The organism is Stenotrophomonas sp. 3(2025) (genome assembly GCF_052665395.1).
This window is the reverse complement of record NZ_JBQOIF010000007.1, coordinates 162,420-186,797: the sequence shown is the minus strand read 5'-3', so window position 1 is coordinate 186,797 and position 24,378 is coordinate 162,420. Positions and strand designations below refer to the sequence as shown.

Here is a 24,378-nt window from a genome sequence, read left to right as displayed (position 1 = left end):
GGCACCTGGCACAACGCCCACCGAGGTGGGCGACTACCAGCGCCCGGGCGGCGCCGTCACAGGGCGTCGATATCACCCAATGCACGGATCAACCGGCGTGCGCGCTTGTCCGGCTTGTGCTCCGGTGCCTGGTAGCCATCACGCGCGGCAATGCGCAGCGCACGCTGTTCGGCGCGGCGGGCCTTGGAGGCTTCGCTCTCGGCATACAACTGCTGCGCCACCGGCGCCGGACCGCGCTGGTCGCTCAGGCCCAGTACCTGGATCTCGAAGTGTTCTTCACCGCGATCGACCAGCAGCTGCTCTCCCACGCGTACTGCGCGCGAGGATTTCGGACGCTGCCCGGCCACGGATACCTTGCCGGTCTCGATCGCCTGTTTGGCCAGGCTGCGGGTCTTGAAGAAGCGGGCCGCCCACAACCAGATGTCCAGACGGACGCTGGGCGCCAACGGGGAAAGCTCGGACATCGGTGGGGACTACTCCGTTCGCTTGTTCAGGGGGCGCGGATTGTCGGGGTCGGTGCGGCAGCCGCTGCCCCCGATCAATGCCGGCGTGCCGGCCGCCAGATCCTGGCGCTGGCTGCCGACCAGGCACTCGGGGCGGTCGGTCGGCCGCACCTGGGTATCACCCAGCCGGTCACCCGACGAACATGCGGCCAGTGCCGCTGCGATCAAGGCCGCCACGATCATCCGCATCGCCTGTTGTGGTTGATGCATTGCCACATCCTGCAAACCGGCTTGATGCTAGTGTGCGCCTCCCGGCAATCGATCACCACTCCATGGCCAAAGCGCCGCTTGACCTGACCTCCGGCCCGATCGGCCGCAACCTGCTGCTGTTCGCGCTGCCGATCCTGGCAGGCAACATCGCGCAGTCGCTGAACGGCTCGGTGAATGCGGTATGGGTGGGGCGCTTCCTTGGCGAAGCGGCACTGACCGCGACCGCGAACGCCAACAACATCATGTTCTTCCTGATCGGTTCGGTGTTCGGCTTCGGCATGGCCTCGACCATCCTGATCGGCCAGGCCATCGGTGCGCGCGACATCGCCCAGGCACGACGCGTGGTCGGCACCAGCGCCACGTTCTTCATCGGCCTGTCAGTCATCATCGCCATCGCCGGCTGGTTCCTGGCCCACCCGCTGCTGGCGGCGATGGGCACGCCTGCCGCCTCGCTGCCGTTGGCCGAGGCCTACCTGCGCATCATCTTCCTGGCGATGCCGACGCTGTACGCCTTCGCCTTCCTCAGTGCGGCGCTGCGCGGTGCCGGTGATTCGCGCACGCCGTTCCGCTTCCTGCTGGTCTCGGTGGTGCTGGACATCGCCCTGAACCCGGTGCTGATCTTCGGCATGGGGCCGTTCCCGGAACTGGGCATCGCCGGCTCGGCCTGGGCCACGCTGGTGTCGCAGACGCTGTCGCTGGCCGGCCTGCTGCTGTACATGCGGCACAAGCGGCACACGCTGTGGCTGGGCCGCGCCGACATGCACCTGTTCAAGCTGGACATGACCATCCTGCGTGCGCTGGTGGTCAAGGGCGTGCCGATGGGCCTGCAGATGGTGCTGATCTCGCTGTCGGTGATCATGCTTATGACGATGGTCAACCAGTACGGCACCGACACCGGTGCGGCCTACGGTGCATCGCTGCAGCTGTGGAACTACGTGCAGATGCCGGCGATGGCGATCGGTGCGGCGTGTTCGTCGATGGCCGCGCAGAATGTAGGTGCGCAGCGCTGGGATCGCGTGCGCGGTACCGCACGCCAGGGCATCGCGTTCAACTTCCTGCTGACCGGCGCGTTGATCCTGCCGCTGGTGCTGCTGGACCAGTATTCGCTGGCCTTGTTCCTGCCGCAGGGCAGCGAGTCGCTGCAGATCGCGCGGCACCTGAACCACATCGTGATCGGTTCGTTCCTGTTCTTCGGCGTCAGCTTCGTGATCTCCGGCGTGGTGCGCTCCACCGGCGCGGTGCTGCCGCCGCTGCTGATCCTGGCCGCGTCGCTGTGGGGCGTGCGCGTGCCGTTCGCCGAATTCCTGCAGCCGTACTGGGGTGCCGATGCGATCTGGTGGAGTTTCCCGGCCGGCTCGCTGGTGTCGATGCTGCTGTCGCTGGCGTATTACCGCTGGGGTGGCTGGCGCAAGGCGAAGATGATCAGTACACCGGTGCATGCCGAAGAACTCGCCACGCCCTCGGAGATTCCCGCTTGTCCGCCTTCGCCGGTGGCCGACCCGGATGCGGCGTTGGAAACCAGCCCACCGCGTTGAACATGCACCGGTAGTGCCGGCCGCTGGCCGGCAATTCCATGGACGTCGCAAACATCGCGCAGTTGCCGGCCAGCGGCCGCACTACCGCTTTTTCTTTTCCGCGTTGTGCCTGGCGGCGGCGCGCAGCAGTGCTTTCAGCGCCGTAGCGTTGGGCATTTCGCCTTCGTGGACGTCGATCGCGCGGCGTGTGCCGCCTTCCAGGCTGGCATTGAACAGGCACTTCGGGTCCGGCAACGCGGCGCCGTGGGCGAAGGTCAGCTTCACCGCCTGCTTGTAGGTTTCGCCGGTGCACAGGATGCCGTTGTGTTCCCACACCGGTGTGCCGCGCCATTTCCAGGTTTCCTCCACGTCCGGCAGCGCCTCGTGGATCAGCGCGCGCACGCGGGCGAGGATGTCGCCGCGCCAATCAGCGAGCTCGGCGATGCGGGCGTCAATCAGGGCGGCAGCGGGGAGAGCGGCATCTGCGGGATCGGACTTCTGCGTGGCCATCGCGTGGTCTCGTTCGGGGAAAGAACCTGGGGGATTACATGCGTTCGCCAGGCAGCCGGCTGGCCTGCCGCACCCAGTGGAGGAACCGCGCCTCGTCCAGCGGCTCGTCCTCAAGGATGTGCAGGTAGCGCGTGTCGACGCTCTTGGACGGTTCAGGCGGAACAGGCTGCAACAGCGCGCCGCGGAAGAACGCGACTTTGATGTAGCGGGTGAAGCAATGGAAGCTGAGGAACCAGCCCTCACCGGCGGCGATGCCGTACATCGGCGAGTTCCATTTCACTGCTTTGTGCACGCCGGGCGCGGCCTGTTCGATCAGTGCATCAAGACGTGCACCGACAGCACGCTTCCAGTCCGGCATGGCGGCGATGTAGGCCTGCACAGGCGCATCGCCCTCGCCCTTGGCGATCTGCGGGTTACCGCCGGACAGCAGCTTCGGCGCGGCACTGCTGGCAGGTCGCTTGGCGGGCATCGCAGGGGCCATGAGGGTCGAAGGCCCGAGCGTACGCCGCCGCCCGGCAGCGGTCACGGCGCACTGCGCCATGGTCTCAGAGGCTGCTGCGGAACTGCCGCCAGGTGGGCAGCTTGCGGGCCCCGCGCAGGAACCACATCAGGGTGGCCATCACCAGGCCGAACATCACGCCTGCCGCCACCCCGGCAAGCAACAGCAGTTCCAGCGCCGGGGCCCTGCCCTGCCACAACAGCAGCCACATCAGTACCGTCCAGAACACGCCAAACAGCAGGCCCTGCAGCAGCGTATTGGTCAGGAAACCGGCCAGTACCGGCGGCGGCAGCGCGACACCCAGCCGCCACAGCATGCGGTGCAGCAAGGGGGCCGCTTCCCTCCGTGGCACCCCGGAACGGTCCAGGAAGCGCAGCGCCACTTGGATGTCCGCCGGGTATCGATGGTCGCTCTCATCCATCCACTGAAACTAACGAGGCGGCAGCACAAACGCAAACGGCCGCCCGAAGGCGGCCGTCGCGGCAACAACCGAAGTTGTTTATCAGCCCTTGGTTGCCAGACGGGCAGCCTTGGCGGCGGCAGCAGCAGCCAGATCTTCCTTGATGCGGGCAGCCTTGCCTTCCAGGCCACGCAGGTAGTACAGCTTGCCGGCGCGGACCTTGCCACGGCGCTTCACTTCGACCGAGTCGATGATGGCGCTGTGGGTCTGGAACACGCGCTCGACGCCGTAGCCGTGCGAGATCTTGCGCACGGTGAACGAGGAGTTCAGGCCGCCGTTCTTGGTCGCGATGACAACGCCTTCATAGGCCTGCACGCGCTCGCGGGTACCTTCCTTCACCTTCACGTTGACGACAATGGTGTCGCCCTGGCTGAACTGCGGCAGTTCGCGGGTGATCTGGGCGGATTCGAATTCCGCGACGATGGACTTGTTCAGCTTGCTCATGGGTTACACCGATTCATTGTTCGGGTGGGCGTGTCATTCGACAGCGTGGGCTCATGCAGTCACCGGACTGTGCTGCACGTTTGTTTTGGGTACTGCGCACCGGCCGGGGCCGGCGTAATTGGCCATGATAGCCGATAAAGCAGGGCTGGCGCTAGACCTTGCCCTTTTCCGCCGGGACCTGGCGGGCCAGGGCCAGCAGCTTGCGGTCGGCCTTGCCCAGCGCCTGTTCATCCAGCAGGTCCGGGCGCCGCTGTGCGGTACGGATCAACGACTGCTGCCGGCGCCAGGCGGCGATGGCGGCATGGTTGCCCGAGCGCAGCACGTCCGGCACGTCCCCCAGCGGATGCTGGGCCGGCTGGCTGTAATGCGGGCAGTCGAGCAGGCCGAGGTCGCCCTCGAAACTGTCCTGCGCCGCGGATTCGGCGTCATTCAAGGCGCCTTCCTGCAGCCGGGCCACCGCGTCGATGATGACCGCCGCCCCCAGCTCGCCGCCGGACAGCACATAGTCGCCGAGGGAAATCTCCTCATCGACATTGGCGGCCAGGAAGCGCTCGTCGATGCCTTCATAGCGGCCGCAGAGCAGGACCATGCGCGGCAATGCCGCCAGTTCCCGCACCTTGGCCTGGGTCAACGGCGCGCCCTGCGGGCTGAGATGGATCACCCGCGCAGGCGTCGGATCGGCCTCACGGATCGCCTGCAGGCAGGCCTGCAGCGGTTCGATCAGCATCACCATGCCCGGGCCACCGCCGAACGGACGATCGTCCACCCGGCGGTAGTTGCCCTCGGCGTAGTCACGGGGATTCCAGCCATGCAGGCTGAACAATCCCTTTTCCTGCGCACGGCCGACCACGCCCAGCCCAGCGGACTGGGCGAGGAAATCGGGGAACAGGGTGATGACGTCGAAACGCATGCTCACACTCAGAACTCGGGGTCCCAGTCGACCACGACCAGATTGGCCTCGAAGTCGACCGAGGTGATGAAATCCGGCAGCACGAACGGAATCATCCGTTCGCGATCGCCGCGCACGACCATCACATCGTTGGCGCCGGTACTGAACAGGTGCGAGACCTGGCCGAGGGCAACGCCTTCGACGGTCTTCACATCCAGGCCCTCCAGATCGACCCAGTAATACTCGTCGGCATTGGGCGGCGGCAGCGCACTGCGGGCCACGAAGACCTCGGTGCCATGCATCGCCTCAACCGTGTCGCGATCCTCGATGCCCGGGAAACGGGCCACCAGGTGCTTGCCGGTATCCCGGCCACGGGCGCCTTCAAGCGTCGATTCCTGCCCGTTGGGGCTGCGCAGGATCCACGGTTGGTAACGGAAAATAGCGGAACGCGGCTCGGTCCAGGACTCGAGCTTTATTTCGCCGCGCACACCAAAAGCGCCGACAATCCTGCCAAGCAGGATGCGGCGCTCGTTATCTTTCATCCGCGTTCAATCAGATGGGCCGCACCAGGGCGCGGCCCGTCAGGATCAGGCCGCAGCGGCCTGGGACTTGCTCGCTTCCTTGATCAGGTTGCGAACTTTCTCGGTCGGCTGGGCGCCGTTCTTGACCCAATGGTCAACGCGGGCCAGGTCCAGCTCGATGCGCTTCTCGCCACCCTGTGCAACCGGGTTGTAGAAGCCGACGCGCTCGATGTTGCGGCCGTCGCGGGCGCTGCGGACGTCGGTGACGATGATGTGGTAGAACGGACGCTTCTTGGCGCCGCCGCGGGTCAGTCGAATCTTGACCATGGTGGTTTTTTCCTATTGCCCAGTCGCCAGGATGGCGCGGTAAGCGGGCGATTATAGCGGCAGAGTCCGGCCGAGCCAACCCCGCAAAAATACGGGCCTGTCCGGTAGCGCCGGGCCATGCCCGGCGGCTTTCATTCAGCAACGTGATGGATTCAGCGACTGATCCCGCGTCCGGCCAATGCCAAAGGCGTCACGCGGCGCCCAATGCAGGCAGCGCGATACGATCCGTGTCGAACACGTCGACCTCGTGACGTTGCAGCAGATCATCAAATGCGTCCGCGCCAATCTGCTCGATCAGGCGCCGCTTCCGGAGCGTTGAGTGTCGTCAGGATGTCGACCGAACGCTGGCGACGGTCATCGTAAAAGGCCTGGACCTTGGGCCGTGCGTCGCCGCCCATGATCTTCATCGCGTGCATCGCTACCGCGCGATGCTGCTCGGTGACTGTGCCCATACGGATTGGAACTCCTGCTGTGCTGTGCTGTGCTGTGCTGTGAAAGCATCCGCCGGGCATGGCCCGGCGCTACCCACCATGGGTCTCCACGATAGGGCCGGGGCATGCCCGGCGAGCATCCACCAGCGCACCTCGTTCAGGAAAGCGACTGCCAGGGCACTCGGGCCAACACCGCCCTGCCCTGTTCGGCCAGGGCCTGCGAACCCGGCAGCGCCTGACCATTGATGGCATCCAGCGCCCACAACCCGCTGGCGTTGCAGGCGAAAGCCGCCCGCATGCCGGCCAACTCATCCAGCAGCAACGGCCGGGTCTGCTGCCGCCCCACCCAGCCTGCCTGCAGCAGCGCTTCAGCAGTACCCCGCAACGCCGGTGCCTGGGGCCAGATCAGGTGTTCACCGTCATGCACGGCCAGGTTCCAAGTGGTGCCCTCGCTGATCTGCCCGTCGGCAGTGACGAACAGCGCATCGTCGAAACCCGCTGCCAACGCCGCACGGCGCTGGGCGAACAGGCCAAACGTACCGACATGCTTGATCTGCGGCAGCTCTCGCTGCCATGTCGCGCTGCGTACGCGTTTCGGCGCGGTCAGCGCGACCGGCGCGGAGACGGCAACCAGTACATCCACCAGCACGCTTGCCAGCGGCGCGCGGAAATCGAAACGGCGCGAGAACACGGTGACCCGCATCGATGCGTCGACCTGGCCGGCCTGTTGCAGCGCCTGCGCCATCCACGCCTGCACCTGCGCGATATCGAGCCCGCTGCCGAACAGTTCCTGCGTTGCCTTGGCCAGCCGCTGCAGATGCAGATCAAGACCCTGCACCGCGTTGCCGCGCACCTGCAACGAGGTGAAGTGGCCGTAGTTGGTCAGCGCCGGCAGCAGGTCTTCGGCCTGCGCCGTTGCGCCGTTGCAGGTCACCGTCATCGCAGCAGCGCCTGCGCCTGTTCCCACATGCCACGCAGCACGTCAGCGGCCGGCGCTGCCGGTGCCATCCACGCCGACTGCCCGGCCCAGGCCTGCATCGCAGCAAGCCGGTTTTCCTGCGTGGCCTGCCTGCGCATCGGTCCGGTCAGGCCACGCTGCACCGGGTACGGGCGCGGCGCGGGTGCGCCCTCGGCAGCAGCTGCACGCACGTAGGCAGTCGCCAGGCCGCGGCCAAGGCGCCCACTGAACGCGCGGGTCGGCCAGGTGTCTTCCGGTTCGCTGCGGGCCAATGCATCGGCCCATGCCGGCGCCACCGCTGCTTCGGGTGTGCGCAGGAAGGCCGTGCCGGTCTGCACGGCGCTGGCCCCGAGCATCAAGGCAGCAGCAATGCCGCGACCGTCGCCGATGCCGCCCGCAGCGATCACCGGAATATCCAGGTTGTCCGCCAGCCGCGGCAGCAGTGCGAACAGGCCGACCAGCTGCTGCTCTGCACGCATCGGATCGAAGGCGCCGCGATGGCCGCCGGCTTCGGCGCCCTGCGCGACCACCGCGTCAGCACCCGCGTCCTGCGCAGCGCGCGCTTCGGCCAGCGTCGTAGCGCAGGCGATCCAGGCGATGCCCGCATCCTTCAACTGCTGCACATGACGCGGCGACAGCACGCCCATGATGGTCGAGGCCACCGCCGGCCGTGCCGCCAGCAGCGCACTGAACTGCTCCTCGAAATCGGCAGGCGCGGCATCTGCTGCGCTGGCCGCAACCTCCGGCCCCCACTGGCCCAGGAACGCACGCGTGGCGGCCTCGGCGGCCACATCGCGCACCGGCGCGGGATCGGGCAACCACAGGTTCACCTGCGCCGGCCCGCTGGACGCTGCACGGAAGTCCTGCATCCAGCGACCGATATCCGCCGCCGGCGACAACACGGCCCCCATCGCGCCCATGCTGCCGGCGTTGGCCAGCGCGGCGGAAAGCGGAACCGGACAGGCGCCGGCCATCGGTGCCAGCAGGATCGGCAGCTGCAATGAAAAACGCCGACAGAAATCGTCGGCGCGTTCGAGAATCGGCGAAAGGCTCACGCGACGCACCTGTGGGAGGAGTCGCTGCCAGCATACGCCAGACACTGTGGACGGGAGCGTCGCCCCGGGCGATCCGCTCCCGCCTGGCTCAGCGTGCAGACACCGCGTAGGTGCGGACCAGCTGGCTGTCCATTTCTTCGTTGAACTTGAACGTCACGTAGCGCGCGTCATCAGCGGCGAACTCTTCCTCGGCGCTGGCGCGACCGATCTCGGTGCCCTCGGCATCCAGCGCACGCGCCACCAGCTTGCCCTTGAACGCCTTGTCGGCCACCACGTACACCGCCGCGTCCTTGGAGCCCATGCCACGGCTCTTGCCGAGGGTGACGGTGAGGCCCCGCGCGGCCAGGCCCGGATCGGCCTGCAGCGTCACGTTCATACGCTTGTCCACGCCCTCGCCCAGCCCTGCGACGAAATCGGCAGCGGTTCCACTGATGGCGCTACCGGCCTTCTGCGACACGGAGGTGTCGTCCTTGCAGGCAACCAGCCCGAGGGCCAGCGCGATCACCACGATCGACTTGTTCATGCACATTCCTTTGATTGATTCCGCGGGTTGTTCAAGCGTTCGATACAGCGCGCGCTCAGCGGAACGGCATGCCACGGCCGCCCATGGCGCCCATCATGCCCTTCATGCTGCGCATCATGCCCTTCATGCCGCCGCCGGCCATCTTGCTCATCATCTTTTCCATCTGCATGTACTGCTTCATGAGCTTGTTGACGTCGGCCGGGGTCACGCCCGAGCCCTTGGCGATGCGGGCGCGACGCGAGCCATTGAGCAGGTTCGGGTTGCGCCGTTCCTTCTTGGTCATCGAGCCGATGATGGCGATCATGCGCGGCACTTCCTTGCCCTGGCTGACCTGCTGCTTGAGGTGCTCGGGAATCTGGCCCAGGCCCGGCAGCTTGTCCATCAGGCCGCCGATGCCGCCCATGTTCTGCATCTGCTCGAGCTGGTCGCGCATGTCGTTCAGATCGAACTTCTTGCCCTTGGCGACCTTCTCGGCCAGCTTCTGCGCCTTGTCCTTGTCGACCTGCTGCTCGACCTGCTCGACCAGCGACAGCACGTCGCCCATGTCGAGGATGCGGCTGGCGATACGGTCCGGGTGGAACACGTCCAGGCCTTCCGGCTTTTCACTGACACCGACGAACTTGATCGGCTTGCCGGTGATGTAGCGCACGCTCAGCGCGGCGCCGCCACGGGCGTCACCGTCGGTCTTGGTCAGGACCACGCCGGTCAGCGGCAGCGCATCACCGAAGGCCTTGGCGGTATTGGCCGCGTCCTGGCCGGTCATGGCATCGACCACGAACAGCGTTTCAGCCGGGTTGACCGCAGCGTGCAGGGCCTTGATCTCGGCCATCATCGCTTCGTCGATGGCCAGGCGGCCGGCGGTATCAACCAGCAGCACGTCGACGAACGACTTGCGCGCGTCATCGATGGCGGCGCGGACGATGGCCTCCGGCTTCTGCTCGGCGCTGGACGGGAAGAACAACACGCCCACCTGCTCGGCCAGCGTCTTCAGCTGCTCTATCGCCGCCGGACGGTAGACGTCGGCCGAGACCACCATCACCTTCTTCTTGCGCTTTTCCTTCAGGTGCTTGGCCAGCTTGCCGACCGTGGTGGTCTTGCCGGCGCCCTGCAGGCCCGCCATCAGGATGATGGCCGGCGCGGGAACGTTGAGGTTCAGGTCGCTGGCTTCGGCGCCCATCACCGCGGTCAGCTCGTCGCGCACGACCTTGATCAGGGCCTGGCCCGGGGTCAGCGACTTCAGCACTTCCTGGCCGACCGCACGCACCTTGATGCGTTCGATCAGGGCCTGCACCACCGGCAGCGCGACGTCGGCTTCAAGCAGCGCGATGCGGACCTCGCGGGTCGCCTCGCGGATGTTCTCTTCGGTCAGGCGGCCACGGCCGCGCAGGCGCTCGATGGTGCCGGAAAGGCGCTGGGTCAGGGACTCGAACATGCGGCGCAACCTGTCTGAAAGCGGGGGACAATAAGGCCCACAGTATAACGGGTCCATCGCGCTCCCCGGACTGCGACGCCACGCCCGTCGCCAGCACCGCGGGGGTATGCGAAACTTCAACGATGACAATCGTTCTCATCGCCGTCCTGCTCTACCTGGCCGCCAGCGCCCTGCTGGTGCGCGCCCTTGGTCGCAACGACGGGGTGACCTCGCCCGCGTGGCTGTGGCCTGCGCTGCCGGCGATGCTGCTGCATGGCGGTTACCACGTGCTGGTGGCGATGCGCACGACCGGCGGCCCGGACATGCACTTCTTCGCCGCGTTGTCGCTGGTCGGCCTGGGAATGGCCTGGCTGACCTCGCTGGTGGGCGCGCGCGGGCGCATGTCCACCCTCGGCGTGGTGGTGTTCCCGCTGGCCGCGCTGCTGCTGGTGGTCTACCACGGCTATGGCCATGAACCGAGCAAGGTGCTGGGCTGGCGCCTGGCCAGCCACGCCTGGCTGGCACTGCTGGCCTACGCCACGCTGAGCATCGCCGCGCTGCTGGCGATCATGCTGTGGCTGCAGGAGCGTGCGCTGCGGCGCCGTGAATTCCGTCCGTGGCTGCGTGCGCTGCCGCCGATGGCCGATCTGGAATCGCTGCTGTTCAGGGTGATCACCGTCGGCTTCGCCCTGCTGACCCTGACCCTGGTTACCGGCGTGCTGTTCGTCGACGACCTGCTGGCGCAGAAGCTGGTACACAAGACGGTGCTGAGCGTGCTGTCGTGGATCGTGTTCGGCGTGCTGCTGATCGGCCGCCGCCGCTATGGCTGGCGCGGCACCAAGGCGGTGCATTGGACGCTGACGGCGATGCTGTTGCTGCTGCTGGCGTTCTTCGGCAGCCAGTTCGTGATCGAGCTGGTGTTCGGGCATTCGCGCTAGAGGCATGCCGGCCAACGGTCGGCACCCACCCCAACATCACCTGGTCGTGCCGCCGGCCGGCAATCGGAGCACGGTAGATCCACGCCATGCGTGGATGCCCCGGATGCTCAAGGCAGCGGTTGGGCCAGGATCCTGCGCACCGAGCGGCCACTGTTGGTGAGGATGTCGTCGACCTGCCAGCAGCCCTCCCCTTTGCGCACCATCGGCACGCGGGTCACGTAGGCCTTGCCCCAGACCGGATAGCGCATTTCGACCTGGCCGGCCGTGGCCGAGGCCTGCTTCCAGCTGTAGCGCACCGGGCTGTCGATCTCCCCGTCCTGCGCGTCCAGCCACGGATCGGAATCGAGCGTGCAGATGCCCTCTTCGCGCACCTGGCAGGCACGCTCGCCGTGCAGCGCCTTGGCAAACGCCGCACTGACCAGTGCCTGCGGCGGCTCCAGCAGGTCGCCCTTGCCGGTGGTCGCTTCGAAGAAGGCGCGCGCCACGTCAGCCGGTTGCTGGCAGGCCGGCGCGGCCTGCACGGTGGGGGCCAGCAGCAGGCCGATGATCACCCACATCCTTGTCTTTCGCATATCCAGTTCCTTGACGGTGGAAGGACGCCGGGCATGGCCCGGCGCTACCCATGCGTGTTGCCCGGTAGTGCCGGGCCATGCCCGGCGAACGCGCATCGCGGCAGGGATTACAACCCGTACCGTTCGATCGCGTCCAGATGCGGCTGGCGGTCCTGGTCGCAGGCCTCGGCCAGGCGCAGCCAGCAGTGTGGATGTGCCCACTCCGCCGTGGCCTGCTGCAGGAAGCGGTGCAGCGCCAGCGGCGCATGGTCCTGCGGCTGGGCAACGGTGAACAACAGGCCCGGCAACGTCCCGTCTTCCACGTCCGGATCGGTCACGGTGTAGTCCGCACGGCTGTGCGCCCATACCTTCCAGCCCTGTGCCTCGGCCGCTTCGACGAAGTCATTCCATGCCTCCTCGCCCGGGTGCGCGCCGTCGACCAGCCAGCTGCGCGCGAAACCACCCCGCTCCAGCACATGCACCTGCGCATAGGTCGGAATGAAGTGCTCGCGCTCCGCTTCGTCCTCTGGTGCGGGGTGTACCAGGCCGGCGTCGAACACCACCCAGTCCCCCACCTGCTGCGCGCGGTTGGCCGGTGCGTTCTCGACGATGCGCGCGGTCACCGGGCCGCTGCGGCGGGCGTAGTACTCCATCGGCTCGCCGCCTTCTTCGCTGCGGATGATCACCCAGCCCCAGGGCTCTTCGACCACGCCCTGCTGGCTGGACAGTTCCATGCCGATTGCTGCCGCCGAGCGGCGCACCGCATCCCAGTCGCGCGCCGCACTGGCCGCACTCATATGGTCCCAATGCGCGGCACTGGGCTCTTCCAGCAGTTCCACCAGCTGCGCATAGCAGGCCTTCGCTTCGCTGAAGCGGCCGGTCTCCATGTACATGCGGGCAAGCGTCCCGCGTGCGCCGTTCGAGCCTGGCGACAACGCCAGCAATGCCTGCGCGGCCTGTTCCAGTGCAGGCCAGTCGGACGCGCGCCGTGCACGCTGCACCTCGCACCAGTGCGCGAACACCGGCACGCTGTCGCGGTAGGTCGCGGCCAGCCTGCGCAGGCCATCATCATCGCCCTGCTCGGCCAGCCAACGCATCAGCGTGTAGGCCGCCGCGCCGTCTTCCTGCGCGTGGCCGCGCACGAAGTCCCACAGCAGCGCCTGCGCTTCCGTCTTCGCGCCACACGCGTGCAGCGCCGAGGCGGCGACCTCGGCCAGCGCGCCGTCGTCCGGCCGCTCGGCGTGCGCCTGCAGCAGCCACTGCGCTTCGCGCTCGGGATCGCGCGACTGGTTCTGTTCGCCCTGCGCTTCCAACCACGCCAGCAGCTCAGCGGCAGGCACCGGCAGCGGCGCCATCTGCGGCAGCGCTTCGATGCGTGCCGCCAGACCGGCCACCAGCGCGGCAGCGCCGCGGTCCTGGCGCAGCTGCGCCAGATGGGTGCGGGCCAGACCCAGCTGGCGCTGCGCCACCCAGCGTGCACCGCGCTGCAGGGCCAGCTCCAGGCTCAACGCGGCGATCTCGATCACCAGGCGATGCGCGCCGACAGCGGCGAAGTGCTCGATGATCGTGTTGAAGCGCGTTCCCAGATCCCAGGTGTTGCGGGCGGCATCACGGCTGCACAGTGTCGAAGCGGTATTGGCCCACAACCGCCAGTGATTCGGCGTCAGCTCGCTCCAGGGCACCAGCTGCTGCAGCGCCTCTTCATCGCGCCCCAGCTGGGCCAGTGCCCAGGCCTTGGACAGCCGGCGCGGCACCGTGCAGTTGGCAGGCTCGTATTCGCCCGCAGCGGCCACTTCGGCTTCGCGCTTCTCGATCAGCACCAGCGCTTCCTGCGCACGGCCGCTGGCCAGCAGGATCTTGATCTGCATTTCAGGGATGCTGTCGAACACTTCCTTGCCGCGCGCCTGGATCGCCGCCGCCTGCACCTGCAGGTAATCCAGCGCGTCCTGGCCGCGGCCGTCGTCCAGCAGCGCGTCGGCCTTCTCGCAGCTCAGGCACTGGAAGCAGGCCCAGCTCGGGTCGATGCGGCCCAGCGTCTCGTCGCAGACCTCGATGCGTTCGGGCACCCAGCCCGGACCATCGATGTTGCCGTAGCAGGCAGCAAGATCCTGGGTGACGCAGATCGACTGCGGGCAGTCCAGGGTATCGGCACGGTGTGCGCGCTCGAACAGCGCTACCGACTCGCCCAGCGCGCTTTCACCTTCCACGCGGTTGCCGACGCGGTTGCGCAGCGCCCAATGGCCGACATAGACGTCGACCCAGGGGTTGTCCAGCGCCTTGCCCAGCGCGCGCGCTTCGGGCAGCAGTGCATCGACGCGGTCGACCTGCAGTTCACTGACTTCATCGGCAAGGCGGGTCAGCAGGTGGGCGTTCTGCGCCTGGCCTGCCTGCCGCAGGTCTTCCTGCAGTTTTTCGACCCAGTTCCAGATATCCATGGGGGTAATGCTCCTGTCTAGCGAAGGCTGGATGAGAGGGAGTAGCGGTGCTCAGCGCAGCATCTGCTGCAGGGCACCGGCAATATCGATAAATGCACCATTGAGATCGGGGCCCGGCGTCGCCGCGCTCTGCTGCAGCGGCCGGCCCTGTGCGGACACGATGATCTTCAGCGAGCGCAGCAGGCGCGCGGCCGCCCCGGCCTGCGGGTGGCCCTCGCGCTGGGCCTGCAGCAACGCCTGCACCGCTGGATTGTCCAGGTTGAGGTACAGCCGCGACGGCGCACGCGCCTCGATGCGCGCGGTGAACTGGCGCGCCAGCCGCAGCGCCGCCATCGATACGCGCTTGTCGTTCTCGTCGTCTTCCAGGCGCTGTTTCAGTTCGGCTTCGCGGTCGGGCACCACCACCACCGGCAGCGCCTCGGGGCTGAACCGCGCCGGCAGCAGCTGTTCGCCATCGCCCAGGTGTTCGCGCAGCCAGACCAACTGCGTATCGTCAAGGCTGTCGTCGGTGCGGAACAGTGCGCGGTTGCCCTGCTCGGTACCCAGTTCGACCAGGCGCAGGCCCTTGGCCTGGGCCCAGCGCCGCAGGAACGGCACCACCGCGTAGCGATGACCATGCGCGACCGGCACGCCCATCGCGCGGAACAGCATTTCCTCGAAGCCACCACCGTTGTCGAGGATCACATGCACTGCGCCGCGCGCCGGCAACGCGCTGGCCGGCAGGTCACCCTGCGAGGTCGGCACGCGCACGTGTTCCAGCAGCAGGTCGAACAGGCGCTCATCGCACAGCGCTGCGCCCAGCAGGGCCTCGTTGTGGCGGCTGAGCACGCGTCGCCAGGCTTCGGGCTGCTGCCGGGCGACGTCGGCCAGGCCATCGATCAGCGCTTCCAGCAGGGCGTGCTGCACGGCGCGATAGTGGTCATCGCGCTGCAGGTCCTCGCGGCTGGCGGTCGGGGTCAGCTTCGACGATTCGATCACCCCGCCGATGAAACCGGCCCAAGGCGGCAGCAGGTCGCGTGCATCGTCGTCCAGCAGCATGCCGCGCACGAACACCGACAGGTTGCGGTTGTCGCTGGTGCCGTAGGTGGCACCGTCCTGCACCCAGAGCATGCCGACGGCGTCGCTGCTGCCATCGGGCTGCAGCGGCATCGTCACGATGGGCTCGAAATCGTGTTCGAAACGGGCCGCGAACTGCTGCGCCTGGCGGCGTGCCTGCACCGGATGCAGGGCGACGTCACCCTGCCCGCGCCACGGCGGCGGTTCGGGATTGATCGCGGCGGCCGCCGCACCGATGAAGATCGGCTCGGACAGCAGCGCGCAGTAGCGGCCCAGCACCTCGTACAGGCGCGCTTCGTTGGCCAGCGGCAGGAAGTCCGGATGCAGCTCCAGCTCGACCTCGGTGCCGATCGCGCGCGCCGGCACTTCGCTGACGGTGTACTGCTCGGCGTTGCTGGACACGTACAGGTGGCCCAGCTGCGGCGCCTGGTAGGAGGTGGTGCGCACGCTGACACGGCGCGCCAGTACGAAGGCCGACAGGAAACCCAGGCCGAACATGCCGATCAGGCCTTCATCGTCCTGGCCGTCCTGGCGCAGGCCCCGGGTGTAACCGACACCGACCGTGGCCAGGTAATCGTGGATTTCCTGCCGGGTCAGGCCGGCACCGGTATCGGTGATGCGCAGCACGCCGGCGGCGACATCGACCTGCACGTCGATGCGCGACACACTCTGGATGCCGGGCTGCTCGATACGGCGACGGATGATCGAATCGTGCGCGTTCTGCACAAGCTCGCGCAGCGCCACCATCGGCGTGGAATACAGGTGCTTGCCCAGCACCGTCATCAGTCCATTGAGATCGACCCCGGCGCGGCGGATTTCGGCGGCGGGGGTGCTGAACATCGGGTCCTGCATGTAAACGATTACTCCTTGCCACGGAAAGGCGCCAGGGGGCGCCTTCGTCGAGCCGGGAAAACTAGCACAGGCTGGCTGACCGCTGCTGTGCCGTCGGCCGCATCTGCAGGTCCGAGCACGGACCCGACCCCGGTCACGCCGCGTCGATGGCCTCGGACAGGCGTTCGACCGCGATCACTTCCATGCCCTTCACCGAGCCGCCCTTGGGGGCATTGGCCTTGGGCACGATGGCGCGCTTGAAACCGTGGGTCGCCGCCTCGCGCAGGCGGTCCTCGCCGTTGGGCACCGGTCGGATCTCACCGGACAGGCCGACTTCGCCGAACGCGATGGTCTTCTCGGCCAACGGACGGTCCTGCAGCGAGGACAGCACCGCCAGCAGCACCGGCAGGTCGGCGGCGGTCTCCTGCACGCGGATGCCGCCGACCACGTTGACGAACACGTCCTGGTCGCCGACCAGCACGCCGCCATGCCGATGCAGCACCGCCAGCAGCATGGCCAAGCGGTTCTGCTCCAGCCCGACCGCCACGCGGCGCGGATTGGACAGCGGCGAGGCGTCGACCAGCGCCTGCACTTCCACCAGCAGCGGCCGGGTGCCCTCGCGGGTAACCATCACGCAGCTGCCCGGCTGGTGCGTGCTGGCACCGGAAAGGAAGATCGCCGACGGATTGGAGACCTCCTTCAGGCCCTTGTCGCCCATCGCGAACACGCCCAGCTCATTGACCGCACCAAAGCGGTTCTTGAACGCGCGCAGCAGGCGGAAGCGGCTGCCGCTCTCACCTTCGAAATACAGCACGGCATCGACCATGTGCTCCAGCACGCGCGGGCCGGCGATGCCGCCTTCCTTGGTCACATGGCCGACCAGGAACACGGCGGTTCCGGTTTCCTTGGCGAAACGCACCAGCCGTGCGGCACTCTCGCGCACCTGACTGACCGAACCGGGCGCGGCGGTCAGCGTCTCGGTCCAGAGCGTCTGTACCGAGTCGGCCACGATCAGCCGCGGCCCACTCTTGGTGGCGTGTTGCAGGATGGATTCGACACCGGTCTCGGCCAGCGCGTTGACGCCCTCCAGCGGCAGCTCCAGCCGATGCGCGCGGCCAGCGACCTGGGCCAGTGATTCTTCGCCGGTGACGTAGAGCACCGGCAGGACCGCGGCCATCTTCGCCACCGCCTGCAGCAGCAGAGTGGATTTGCCGATGCCCGGATCACCACCGACCAGCACCACCGCGCCCTCGACCAGGCCGCCGCCGAGCACGCGGTCGAATTCACCGATGCCGGTGCTGACCCGGTTGTGTTCGGTCTGCGCCACGTCCTTCAGTGCGGTGATCTTCGGCGGGTCGATCTTGCCCGCCCAGCCGGCACGGCGCGAGGCGGGCGCCTTGGCCGCCGCAGCGCTCTCAAGGACGATTTCCGACAGCGAGTTCCAGGCATTGCACTCGGTGCACTGGCCTTGCCACTTGCTGTATTCGGCGCCGCATTCATTGCAGACATACGCGGTGCGGGCTTTGGCCATCGGAGATTTCCTGCAGGGGCAACGAGCGTGGCAGGATAGCCGAGCCGGGTCGCAGCTGCTGCGACCACTCAAGTCCCACCCGTCGGTGCCGATAGCGGTGGCGGGCGTGCGCCTTGCGGGCGCCCCTCCCTCCTCCTCTGGATTCAACATGACTGGTAGTTACAGTCAGAGCCTGGTCGCCATCTCGTTGCTGGTGGCCATGCTGGCATCGTATACCGCGCTGGATATGGCCGGCCGCCTGGCCACGGCCCAGGGCCGGGTCGCCCGCTGGTGGCTGGCCGGCGGTGCCGCCGCGATGGGCCTGGGCATCTGGTCGATGCACTTCATCGCGATGCTGGCCTTCAAGCTGCCGGTTCCGGTCGGTTACGACCTGGCGATCACCCTGTATTCGCTGGCGGTGTCGATCGGCGCGTCGGCCTATGCGCTGTGGCTGGTGTCGCGCCCCAGCCTGCCGTTGCAGTGGCTGGCCGCGGGTGCGGTGCTGATGGGACTGGGTATCGCCGCCATGCACTACCTGGGCATGGCCGCCATGCGCATGCAGCCCGGTATCGATTACCACCCCGGCTGGTTTGCCGCGTCGATCGCAGTGGCCATCGCTGCCGCCGGTGCAGCGCTGTGGATTGCCTTCCGGCTACGCGTGGAACAGCGCAACACGGTGCGCCTGCGGATGCTGGCGTCGCTGGTGATGGGCCTGGCCATCGTCGGCATGCACTACACCGGCATGGCCGCCGCGCGCTTCCCGCCAGGCAGCGTCTGCGGCGCGATCGGCAGCGGCGGCATCGATCCCCGCTGGCTGGCAGTGCTGGTGATCGTGACCACCCTGGCCACGCTCGGCATCGCCCTGGTGGCCTCGCTGTTCGACCGCCAGATGCGCGTGCGCACCGGCCTGCTGGCCGATTCCCTGGCGCACGCCAACGACAAGCTGATCCAGGCCGCACTGCACGACCCGCTGACCCAGCTGCCGAACCGCATGCTGCTGCAGGATCGCATCGAGCAGGCCATCGAGAAGGCGCAACGCCGCCAGCAGTCGGTGGCGGTGATGTTCTGCGACCTGGATGGCTTCAAGGCCGTCAACGATGCCTATGGCCACCAGCTGGGTGACCGCCTGCTGGTCGCGGTGGCCCAGCGCCTGGGCGCGCAGCTGCGCCCGCAGGACACCCTCGCCCGCCTCGGCGGCGACGAGTTCGTGATCGTGCTGGCCATCGATGCACCTGATGATGCGGCGGTGGTCGCCGAGCGGGTGATCGCCGCGGCCGGTGAACCGTTCGTGCTGGACGCGGCGGAGCTGCAGGTCACTGCCAGCCTGGGCATTGCGCTGTATCCGGACGATGCCAGCGACGAACGCGAGTTGATGGCACATGCCGATGCGGCGATGTACCACACCAAGGAAACCGGCCGCAACGGCTACACCTTCTTCATTCCCTCGATGCAGCTCAGTGCCAACCGCCAGCTGCGGCTGCTGCAGGACCTGCGCAAGGCGATCGCGCGCAACGAGCTGCTGCTGCACTACCAGCCGAAGTTCCCGGCGGCCGATGCACCGGCCACTGGGGCCGAGGCGCTGCTGCGCTGGCAGCACCCGGAACTGGGCCTGCTGGCGCCGGACGTATTCATTCCCATCGCCGAGCGCAGCGGCCTGATCCTGCCGATCGGCGACTGGGTGCTGGACCAGGCCTGCGCACAGCTGCGCGCCTGGCATGACAGCGGATACAGCGACTGGACGATGGCGGTGAACCTGTCGCCGCTGCAGTTCGCCTCGCCGGCCCTGCTGGAGAGCGTGCGTTCGGTACTGGAACGGCATCGCATCGACCCGGCGCGGCTGACTTTGGAGATCACCGAAACCACGGCGATGAAGGACGTCGAGGCCAGCCTGGCCATTCTCAACGACCTGACCGCGATGGGCGTGCACATCGCCATCGATGATTTCGGTACCGGTTATTCCAGCCTGCTGTACCTCAAGCGCATGCCGGCCACCGAACTGAAGATCGATCGTGCGTTCGTGCATGACCTTGAACGCAATGACGAGGATTCGGCCATCGTGTCCTCGATCATCGCGCTGGGTCGTACCCTGCAGCTGCAGGTGGTGGCCGAGGGCGTGGAGACCCAGGCCCAGCGCGACTACCTGAGCGAGCTGGGCTGCGACCAGCTGCAGGGTTACCACCTGGGGCGGCCGATGGAGGCCGAGGAATTCCTGCGCAAGGTGGGGTGAGAGGCAACCGCATCCACGCATGGCGAGGATCTACTGCATCCTCCGGGTGCATTGAGCGGCAACCGCATCCACGCATGGCGTGGATCTACTGCATACCCCGGGTGCATTGAGCGGCAACCGCATCCACGCATGGCGTGGATCTACTGCTTCCTCCGGTGCATTGAACGGCAGCTGCATCCACGCATGGCGTGGATCTACTGCATACCCCGGGTGCATTGAGCGGCAACCGCATCCACGTAACAAACAGAAAGGCCGCCCGGGGGCGGCCTTTCTGCGTGGCAACGTCGCGAAGACGTCAGTGCATCATGTGCACGTTCATGTTGTGCATGACCCACAGGGTACCGACCACGATGATGCCGATCACCACCACGGTGAAGGCCGCAGCGTTGACGTTCCAGCGGCTCTCCGACGAGCGGTCCAGGTGCAGGAAGAACACCAGGTGGACCAGCATCTGCAGCACCGCGGTGATGGCGATCACCACACCGTTGACGGTGCGCGAGAAATCACCCGACATCACCATGTAGAACGGGATGACGGTAAGCACCACCGCCAGCACGAAGCCGATCAGGTACGACTTCACGGTGCCGTGGCTTTCGCCGCCGGCGGCGTGGTCGTGTGCATGGTTGTCATGTGCCATTACAGCGCTCCATTGAGGTAGACGACGGAGAACACGCCGATCCAGATCAGGTCCAGGAAGTGCCAGAACAGGCTCAGGCACGCCATGCGGGTCTTGTTGGTCGGGGTCAGGCCGTACTTCTTCAGCTGCACGAACATCACCAGCAGCCACAGCAGGCCGGCGCTGACGTGCAGGCCGTGGGTACCGACCAGGGCGAAGAACGCCGACAGGAACGCACTGCGGTCCGGACCGTAGCCCTGATGGATCAGGTGCTGGAATTCATAGACTTCCATGCACATGAAGCCGAAGCCCAGCAGCCAGGTGATGCCCAGCCACAGGAACATCTGGCCGACCTGCTTGCGGTGCATGGAGATCATGCCCAGGCCGAAGGTCAGCGACGAGGTCAGCAGCAGCGCGGTTTCCCACGCCACGAACGGCAGCTCGAACAGATCCTTCGCGCCGGGGCCGCCATCGGTGCCGCCGGCCAGCACCACGTAGGTGGCAAACAGCGAGGCGAAGATGAGGCAGTCGCTCATCAGGTACACCCAGAAACCGAAGACGGTGTTGCCGCCGGTGTCGTGGTGCTCGTGGTCGTCATGGCCATGGGCCGCCGCGTGTGCGGCGTGCCCGTGGCTCAGGGTCGAGGTATTGGTGCTCATGCCTTCAGCTCCGACTTCACCAGGCCCTGGGCTTCCAGGTGCTTGCGGTGTTCGTTCTCGATGCGTTCCACCTCGGCAGCCGGGACCCAGTAGTCCACGTCCTGGTCGAAGGTGCGGTAGATGAACGTGGCGATCATGCCGACGAAGCCGATGATGGCCAGCCACCAGATGTGCCAGATCATCGCAAAGCCGAACACCAGGCTGAAGGCGCCGATGACAACGCCGGTGCCGGTGTTGCGCGGCATGTGGATGTCGGTGTACTTGGCCGGCTTCGGCCAGGCTTCACCACGCTGCTTGCGCTCCCAGAAATCGTCCAGCTCGGTGACGTCCGGCAGGGTGCCGAAGTTGTAGAAGGCCGGCGGCGAAGAGGTTTCCCACTCCAGCGTACGGGCATCCCACGGGTCGCCGGTCAGGTCGGCGGTCTTCTTGCGGTCGCGGATAGACACGGCCACCTGGATGATCTGGCACAGGATGCCGGCACCCACGATGAAGGCGCCCACAGCGGCCACCAGCAGGAACGGCTCGTAGGCCGGGTTGACGGTGCTCTGCAGACGACGGGTCATGCCCATGAAGCCCAGCACGTACATCGGCATGAAGGTCACATAGAAGCCGATGAACCAGCACCAGAACGCGCACTTGCCCCAGAACTCGTTGAGGCGGAAGCCGAACATCTTCGGCCACCAGTAGGTGATGCCGGCGAACATGCCGAACACCACGCCGCCGATGATGACGTTGTGGAAGTGGGCGATCAGGAACAGGCTGTTGTGCAGCACGAAGTCGATGGCCGGGATCGCCAGCATCACGCCGGTCATGCCGCCGATGGTGAAGGTGACCATGAAGCCGATGGTCCACAGCACGGGCGTGGTGAACTGCACGCGACCGCGGAACATGGTGAACAGCCAGTTGAAGATCTTCACGCCGGTGGGGATGGAGATGATCATCGTCGTGATGCCGAAGAAGGCATTGACGTTGGCACCCGAGCCCATGGTGAAGAAGTGGTGCAGCCACACGATGAACGACAGCACGCCGATGCAGGCGGTGGCGTAGACCATGCCCTTGTAGCCGAACAGGGCCTTGCGCGAGAAGGTCGCGATGACCTCGGAGAACACGCCGAAGGCCGGCAGCACCAGGATATAGACTTCCGGGTGGCCCCAGATCCAGATCAGGTTGATGTACAGCATGGCGTTGCCGCCACCGTCATTGGTGAAGAAGTGCGTACCCAGGTAACGGTCCAGGGTCAGCAGCACCAGGGTGATGGTCAGCACCGGGAAGGCGGCGACGATCAGCACGTTGGTCACCAGAGCGGTCCAGGTGAAGACCGGCATCTGCATGAGCTTCATGCTCGGGGTGCGCATCTTGAGGATGGTGATGAAGAAGTTGATACCACTCAACGTGGTACCCAGACCCGCCACCTGTAGTCCCCATATGTAGTAGTCCATACCTACATTGTTGCTGTACTCGATGCCCGACAATGGCGGGAACGCCAGCCAGCCGGTAGCGGCGAATTCACCGATCCACAGCGACAGCATGATCAGCACCGCACCGGACACGAACAGCCAGAAGCTGAGCGAGTTGACGAACGGGAACGCGACGTCGCGCGCACCGATCTGCAGCGGCACGGCCAGGTTCATCAGGCCGGTAATCAGCGGCATCGCCACGAAGAAGATCATGATCACGCCGTGGGCGGTGAAGATCTGGTCGTAGTGGTGCGGCGGCAGGTAACCCTCGGACCCGCCGACGGCGATGGCCTGCTGGGTACGCATCATGATCGCGTCGGAGAAACCGCGCAGCAGCATGACGAAGGCGACGATGATGTACATCACGCCGATCTTCTTGTGATCCACCGAGGTGAACCACTCCTTCCACAGATAGCCCCACAGCTTGAACTTGGTGATCAGGGCCATCACGCCCAGGCCACCCAGCACCGCACCGACCAGGGTGGTCAGCACGATTGGATCGTGGGGGATCGACTCAAGAGAGAGTTTTCCCAACATGTTCATTCTCCCGAACCCATGTGGCCTTCATGGCCAGCGTGTTCGTGTTCTTCGGTGGCATCCAGGTTCTTCCCGGATTCCTTGGCATCATGCGCGTCGCTCGGGGCGTGCCCCTCGTGCGCTTCATGGCTGGACGCATCGGCAGCAGCCGCACCCGCATGGGCATGCTTCATGCCGTAGTGCTTGTTGTCGCCCATGTGCTTGGCGATGACCCAGTCGAACAGGTTGTCTTCAACCTTGCCGAAGTAGGTGACCGGGTACCACTCGGAATTCTTCGCCTCGCCCAGCGCCTTGAACGAGGCCTTGTCCAGGCTCTGCTCGCCGGCACGGACCTGGTCCAGCCACTGGCGGTACTGCGCATCGGTGACCGAGTAAGCAGTGAAATGCATCTTGGCGAAGCCTGCACCGCTGTAGTGCGAGGACATGCCCGGGAATTCACCCAGCTCGTTGGCGATCAGGTGGAGCTTGGTCTCCATCGCCGCCATCGAATAGATCATGCTGCCCAGGTGCGGGATGAAGAACGCATTCATCACCGTATCGGAGGTGATCTCGAAGTTCAGCGGGGTGTTGACCGGGAACTTGATCTCGTTGACGACCGCGACCTTCTCTTCCGGATAGATGAACAGCCACTTCCAGTCCAGCGAGATCGCCTGGATGGTGACCGGCTTGACGTCCGATTCCAGGGGCTTGTACGGATCCAGCGCGTGCGAGGACCGCCAGGTCAGCACCGCCAGGACCAGCACGATCATGCAGGGGATCGACCACACCACCACCTCGATCGCCGTCGAGTGGGACCACTTCGGCTCGTAGCGGGCCTTGGTGTTGGAGGCGCGATACTTCCACGCGAAGGTCAGGGTCATGATGATGACCGGGATGACGACCAGCAGCATGAGCACGGTGGCCGTGATCAGCAGTGTCTTTTCATCCTGGCCGATCTGGCCCTTCGGACTGAGGATGGCCACGGCATCGCAGCCGGTGAGCATCACCAGCAATGCGAGCAGCAGGCCCGGGCGCAACCAGCGCCCAAGGGTTTTCAACGGAATCATCGGTCGATCCAATTGCGAGGGAATGCCGTTCCCCGTCCTGCCCGCACCGGCCAAAGCCGGGCCCACCCGTCCAGAAGACAGGCAGGTGAGGTGGGGTCGAGTCAGCCTTTCAATTTTAGGCCGTCACCCACCATTTAAGAAAGGCATTGACAATGATCAGGCGCAGGAAAGGCCCGGATCTGGATGCGACACGTTGTCGCACCGCGCCAATGTTGCGGGCAGAACGCGCGGGAACGGCAGCGCAGCATCGGCCACGAGGG

The 24,378-nt window shown here is 66.4% G+C and carries 25 protein-coding genes; 3 read left to right on the top strand and 22 right to left on the bottom strand.

Going from position 1 to position 24,378, the window contains the following annotated elements; genetic code table 11:
- Nucleotides 1-56 precede the first annotated feature (56 nt).
- Nucleotides 57-464, bottom strand: coding sequence for an RNA-binding S4 domain-containing protein (locus ACUXVE_RS08005; protein WP_025873812.1), 408 nt, complete (start codon nucleotides 462-464; stop codon nucleotides 57-59).
- Between the two features lie 9 nt (nucleotides 465-473).
- Entirely contained in the window at nucleotides 474-713 is a 240-nt protein-coding gene (locus tag ACUXVE_RS08000; protein ID WP_025873813.1) for a hypothetical protein, read from the bottom strand.
- 62 nt (nucleotides 714-775) lie between these two features.
- On the opposite strand from ACUXVE_RS08000, the gene ACUXVE_RS07995 reads away from it, so the two are divergent.
- Complete coding sequence (locus ACUXVE_RS07995) at nucleotides 776-2,248, top strand: MATE family efflux transporter (RefSeq protein ID WP_140227526.1); 1,473 nt, start codon at nucleotides 776-778, stop codon at nucleotides 2,246-2,248.
- Nucleotides 2,249-2,329: 81 nt separating this feature from the next.
- Here the strand turns inward: ACUXVE_RS07995 and ACUXVE_RS07990 are convergent, their stop codons facing one another.
- The 12 genes from ACUXVE_RS07990 to ffh form a co-directional block, all read right to left on the bottom strand.
- Entirely contained in the window at nucleotides 2,330-2,737 is a 408-nt protein-coding gene (locus ACUXVE_RS07990) for a DUF1801 domain-containing protein (protein ID WP_445514170.1), read from the bottom strand.
- A 34-nt stretch (nucleotides 2,738-2,771) separates the two neighbouring features.
- Nucleotides 2,772-3,206: a DUF1801 domain-containing protein gene (locus ACUXVE_RS07985; protein ID WP_222390263.1), complete on the bottom strand. Its 435-nt coding sequence runs from the start codon at nucleotides 3,204-3,206 to the stop codon at nucleotides 2,772-2,774.
- A gap of 76 nt (nucleotides 3,207-3,282) precedes the next feature.
- Nucleotides 3,283-3,657: a DUF6404 family protein gene (locus tag ACUXVE_RS07980; RefSeq protein ID WP_445514169.1), complete on the bottom strand. Its 375-nt coding sequence runs from the start codon at nucleotides 3,655-3,657 to the stop codon at nucleotides 3,283-3,285.
- Nucleotides 3,658-3,738: 81 nt separating this feature from the next.
- Complete coding sequence (gene rplS, locus ACUXVE_RS07975) at nucleotides 3,739-4,140, bottom strand: 50S ribosomal protein L19 (protein ID WP_025873818.1); 402 nt, start codon at nucleotides 4,138-4,140, stop codon at nucleotides 3,739-3,741.
- Between the two features lie 151 nt (nucleotides 4,141-4,291).
- Nucleotides 4,292-5,050 carry a tRNA (guanosine(37)-N1)-methyltransferase TrmD gene (trmD, locus tag ACUXVE_RS07970; RefSeq protein ID WP_025873819.1) on the bottom strand — a complete coding sequence of 253 codons (759 nt, stop codon included), beginning with the start codon at nucleotides 5,048-5,050 and terminating at the stop codon, nucleotides 4,292-4,294.
- A gap of 8 nt (nucleotides 5,051-5,058) precedes the next feature.
- Nucleotides 5,059-5,571 carry a ribosome maturation factor RimM gene (gene rimM, locus ACUXVE_RS07965; RefSeq protein WP_049470186.1) on the bottom strand — a complete coding sequence of 171 codons (513 nt, stop codon included), beginning with the start codon at nucleotides 5,569-5,571 and terminating at the stop codon, nucleotides 5,059-5,061.
- A 45-nt stretch (nucleotides 5,572-5,616) separates the two neighbouring features.
- Nucleotides 5,617-5,877, bottom strand: a complete 261-nt coding sequence (gene rpsP, locus ACUXVE_RS07960; RefSeq protein WP_025873821.1) for a 30S ribosomal protein S16 — start codon at nucleotides 5,875-5,877, stop codon at nucleotides 5,617-5,619.
- A gap of 266 nt (nucleotides 5,878-6,143) precedes the next feature.
- Complete coding sequence (locus ACUXVE_RS07955) at nucleotides 6,144-6,329, bottom strand: hypothetical protein (RefSeq protein ID WP_261311944.1); 186 nt, start codon at nucleotides 6,327-6,329, stop codon at nucleotides 6,144-6,146.
- 136 nt (nucleotides 6,330-6,465) lie between these two features.
- On the bottom strand, nucleotides 6,466-7,248 hold the full coding sequence (locus ACUXVE_RS07950; RefSeq protein ID WP_445514168.1) for an aminotransferase class IV family protein: 783 nt from the start codon (nucleotides 7,246-7,248) through the stop codon (nucleotides 6,466-6,468).
- Complete coding sequence (locus ACUXVE_RS07945; protein WP_445514167.1) at nucleotides 7,245-8,321, bottom strand: NAD(P)H-dependent flavin oxidoreductase; 1,077 nt, start codon at nucleotides 8,319-8,321, stop codon at nucleotides 7,245-7,247. Before ACUXVE_RS07945 ends, ACUXVE_RS07950 begins: the two co-directional genes overlap by 4 nt.
- 88 nt (nucleotides 8,322-8,409) lie before the next feature.
- Nucleotides 8,410-8,844: a hypothetical protein gene (locus ACUXVE_RS07940; RefSeq protein ID WP_229291072.1), complete on the bottom strand. Its 435-nt coding sequence runs from the start codon at nucleotides 8,842-8,844 to the stop codon at nucleotides 8,410-8,412.
- Nucleotides 8,845-8,899: 55 nt separating this feature from the next.
- A complete protein-coding gene (gene ffh, locus ACUXVE_RS07935) occupies nucleotides 8,900-10,276 on the bottom strand; it encodes a signal recognition particle protein (RefSeq protein WP_099821058.1) in 1,377 nt (458 codons plus the stop codon).
- Between the two features lie 122 nt (nucleotides 10,277-10,398).
- Here ffh and ACUXVE_RS07930 point away from each other — a divergent pair, with 122 nt between their 5' ends.
- On the top strand, nucleotides 10,399-11,193 hold the full coding sequence (locus tag ACUXVE_RS07930) for a cytochrome C assembly family protein (protein ID WP_025873825.1): 795 nt from the start codon (nucleotides 10,399-10,401) through the stop codon (nucleotides 11,191-11,193).
- Nucleotides 11,194-11,300: 107 nt separating this feature from the next.
- Here ACUXVE_RS07930 and ACUXVE_RS07925 read toward each other — a convergent pair whose 3' ends face one another.
- The 4 genes from ACUXVE_RS07925 to radA form a co-directional block, all read right to left on the bottom strand.
- A complete protein-coding gene (locus tag ACUXVE_RS07925; protein ID WP_093817666.1) occupies nucleotides 11,301-11,765 on the bottom strand; it encodes a hypothetical protein in 465 nt (154 codons plus the stop codon).
- A gap of 107 nt (nucleotides 11,766-11,872) precedes the next feature.
- Nucleotides 11,873-14,179 carry a tetratricopeptide repeat protein gene (locus ACUXVE_RS07920; RefSeq protein ID WP_222390269.1) on the bottom strand — a complete coding sequence of 769 codons (2,307 nt, stop codon included), beginning with the start codon at nucleotides 14,177-14,179 and terminating at the stop codon, nucleotides 11,873-11,875.
- A gap of 51 nt (nucleotides 14,180-14,230) precedes the next feature.
- Complete coding sequence (locus ACUXVE_RS07915) at nucleotides 14,231-16,087, bottom strand: ATP-binding protein (protein WP_445514166.1); 1,857 nt, start codon at nucleotides 16,085-16,087, stop codon at nucleotides 14,231-14,233.
- Between the two features lie 133 nt (nucleotides 16,088-16,220).
- Entirely contained in the window at nucleotides 16,221-17,597 is a 1,377-nt protein-coding gene (gene radA / locus ACUXVE_RS07910) for a DNA repair protein RadA (RefSeq protein ID WP_025873829.1), read from the bottom strand.
- A gap of 148 nt (nucleotides 17,598-17,745) precedes the next feature.
- Between radA and ACUXVE_RS07905 the strand changes: the two genes are divergently transcribed.
- Entirely contained in the window at nucleotides 17,746-19,803 is a 2,058-nt protein-coding gene (locus ACUXVE_RS07905) for a putative bifunctional diguanylate cyclase/phosphodiesterase (protein WP_445514165.1), read from the top strand.
- A gap of 295 nt (nucleotides 19,804-20,098) precedes the next feature.
- Here ACUXVE_RS07905 and cyoD read toward each other — a convergent pair whose 3' ends face one another.
- The 4 genes from cyoD to cyoA are packed head-to-tail and all read right to left on the bottom strand — an operon-like array spanning nucleotide 20,099 to nucleotide 24,118.
- Nucleotides 20,099-20,440 carry a cytochrome o ubiquinol oxidase subunit IV gene (gene cyoD, locus ACUXVE_RS07900; protein WP_025873831.1) on the bottom strand — a complete coding sequence of 114 codons (342 nt, stop codon included), beginning with the start codon at nucleotides 20,438-20,440 and terminating at the stop codon, nucleotides 20,099-20,101.
- Nucleotides 20,440-21,078 (bottom strand): cytochrome o ubiquinol oxidase subunit III, encoded by a 639-nt coding sequence (gene cyoC, locus ACUXVE_RS07895; protein WP_025873832.1) that lies wholly within the window; start codon nucleotides 21,076-21,078, stop codon nucleotides 20,440-20,442. Before cyoC ends, cyoD begins: the two co-directional genes overlap by 1 nt.
- Entirely contained in the window at nucleotides 21,075-23,072 is a 1,998-nt protein-coding gene (gene cyoB / locus ACUXVE_RS07890) for a cytochrome o ubiquinol oxidase subunit I (protein WP_093817877.1), read from the bottom strand. Before cyoB ends, cyoC begins: the two co-directional genes overlap by 4 nt.
- Nucleotides 23,073-23,074: 2 nt before the next feature.
- Entirely contained in the window at nucleotides 23,075-24,118 is a 1,044-nt protein-coding gene (gene cyoA / locus ACUXVE_RS07885; RefSeq protein WP_093817661.1) for a ubiquinol oxidase subunit II, read from the bottom strand.
- Between the last annotated feature and the right edge of the window lie 260 nt (nucleotides 24,119-24,378).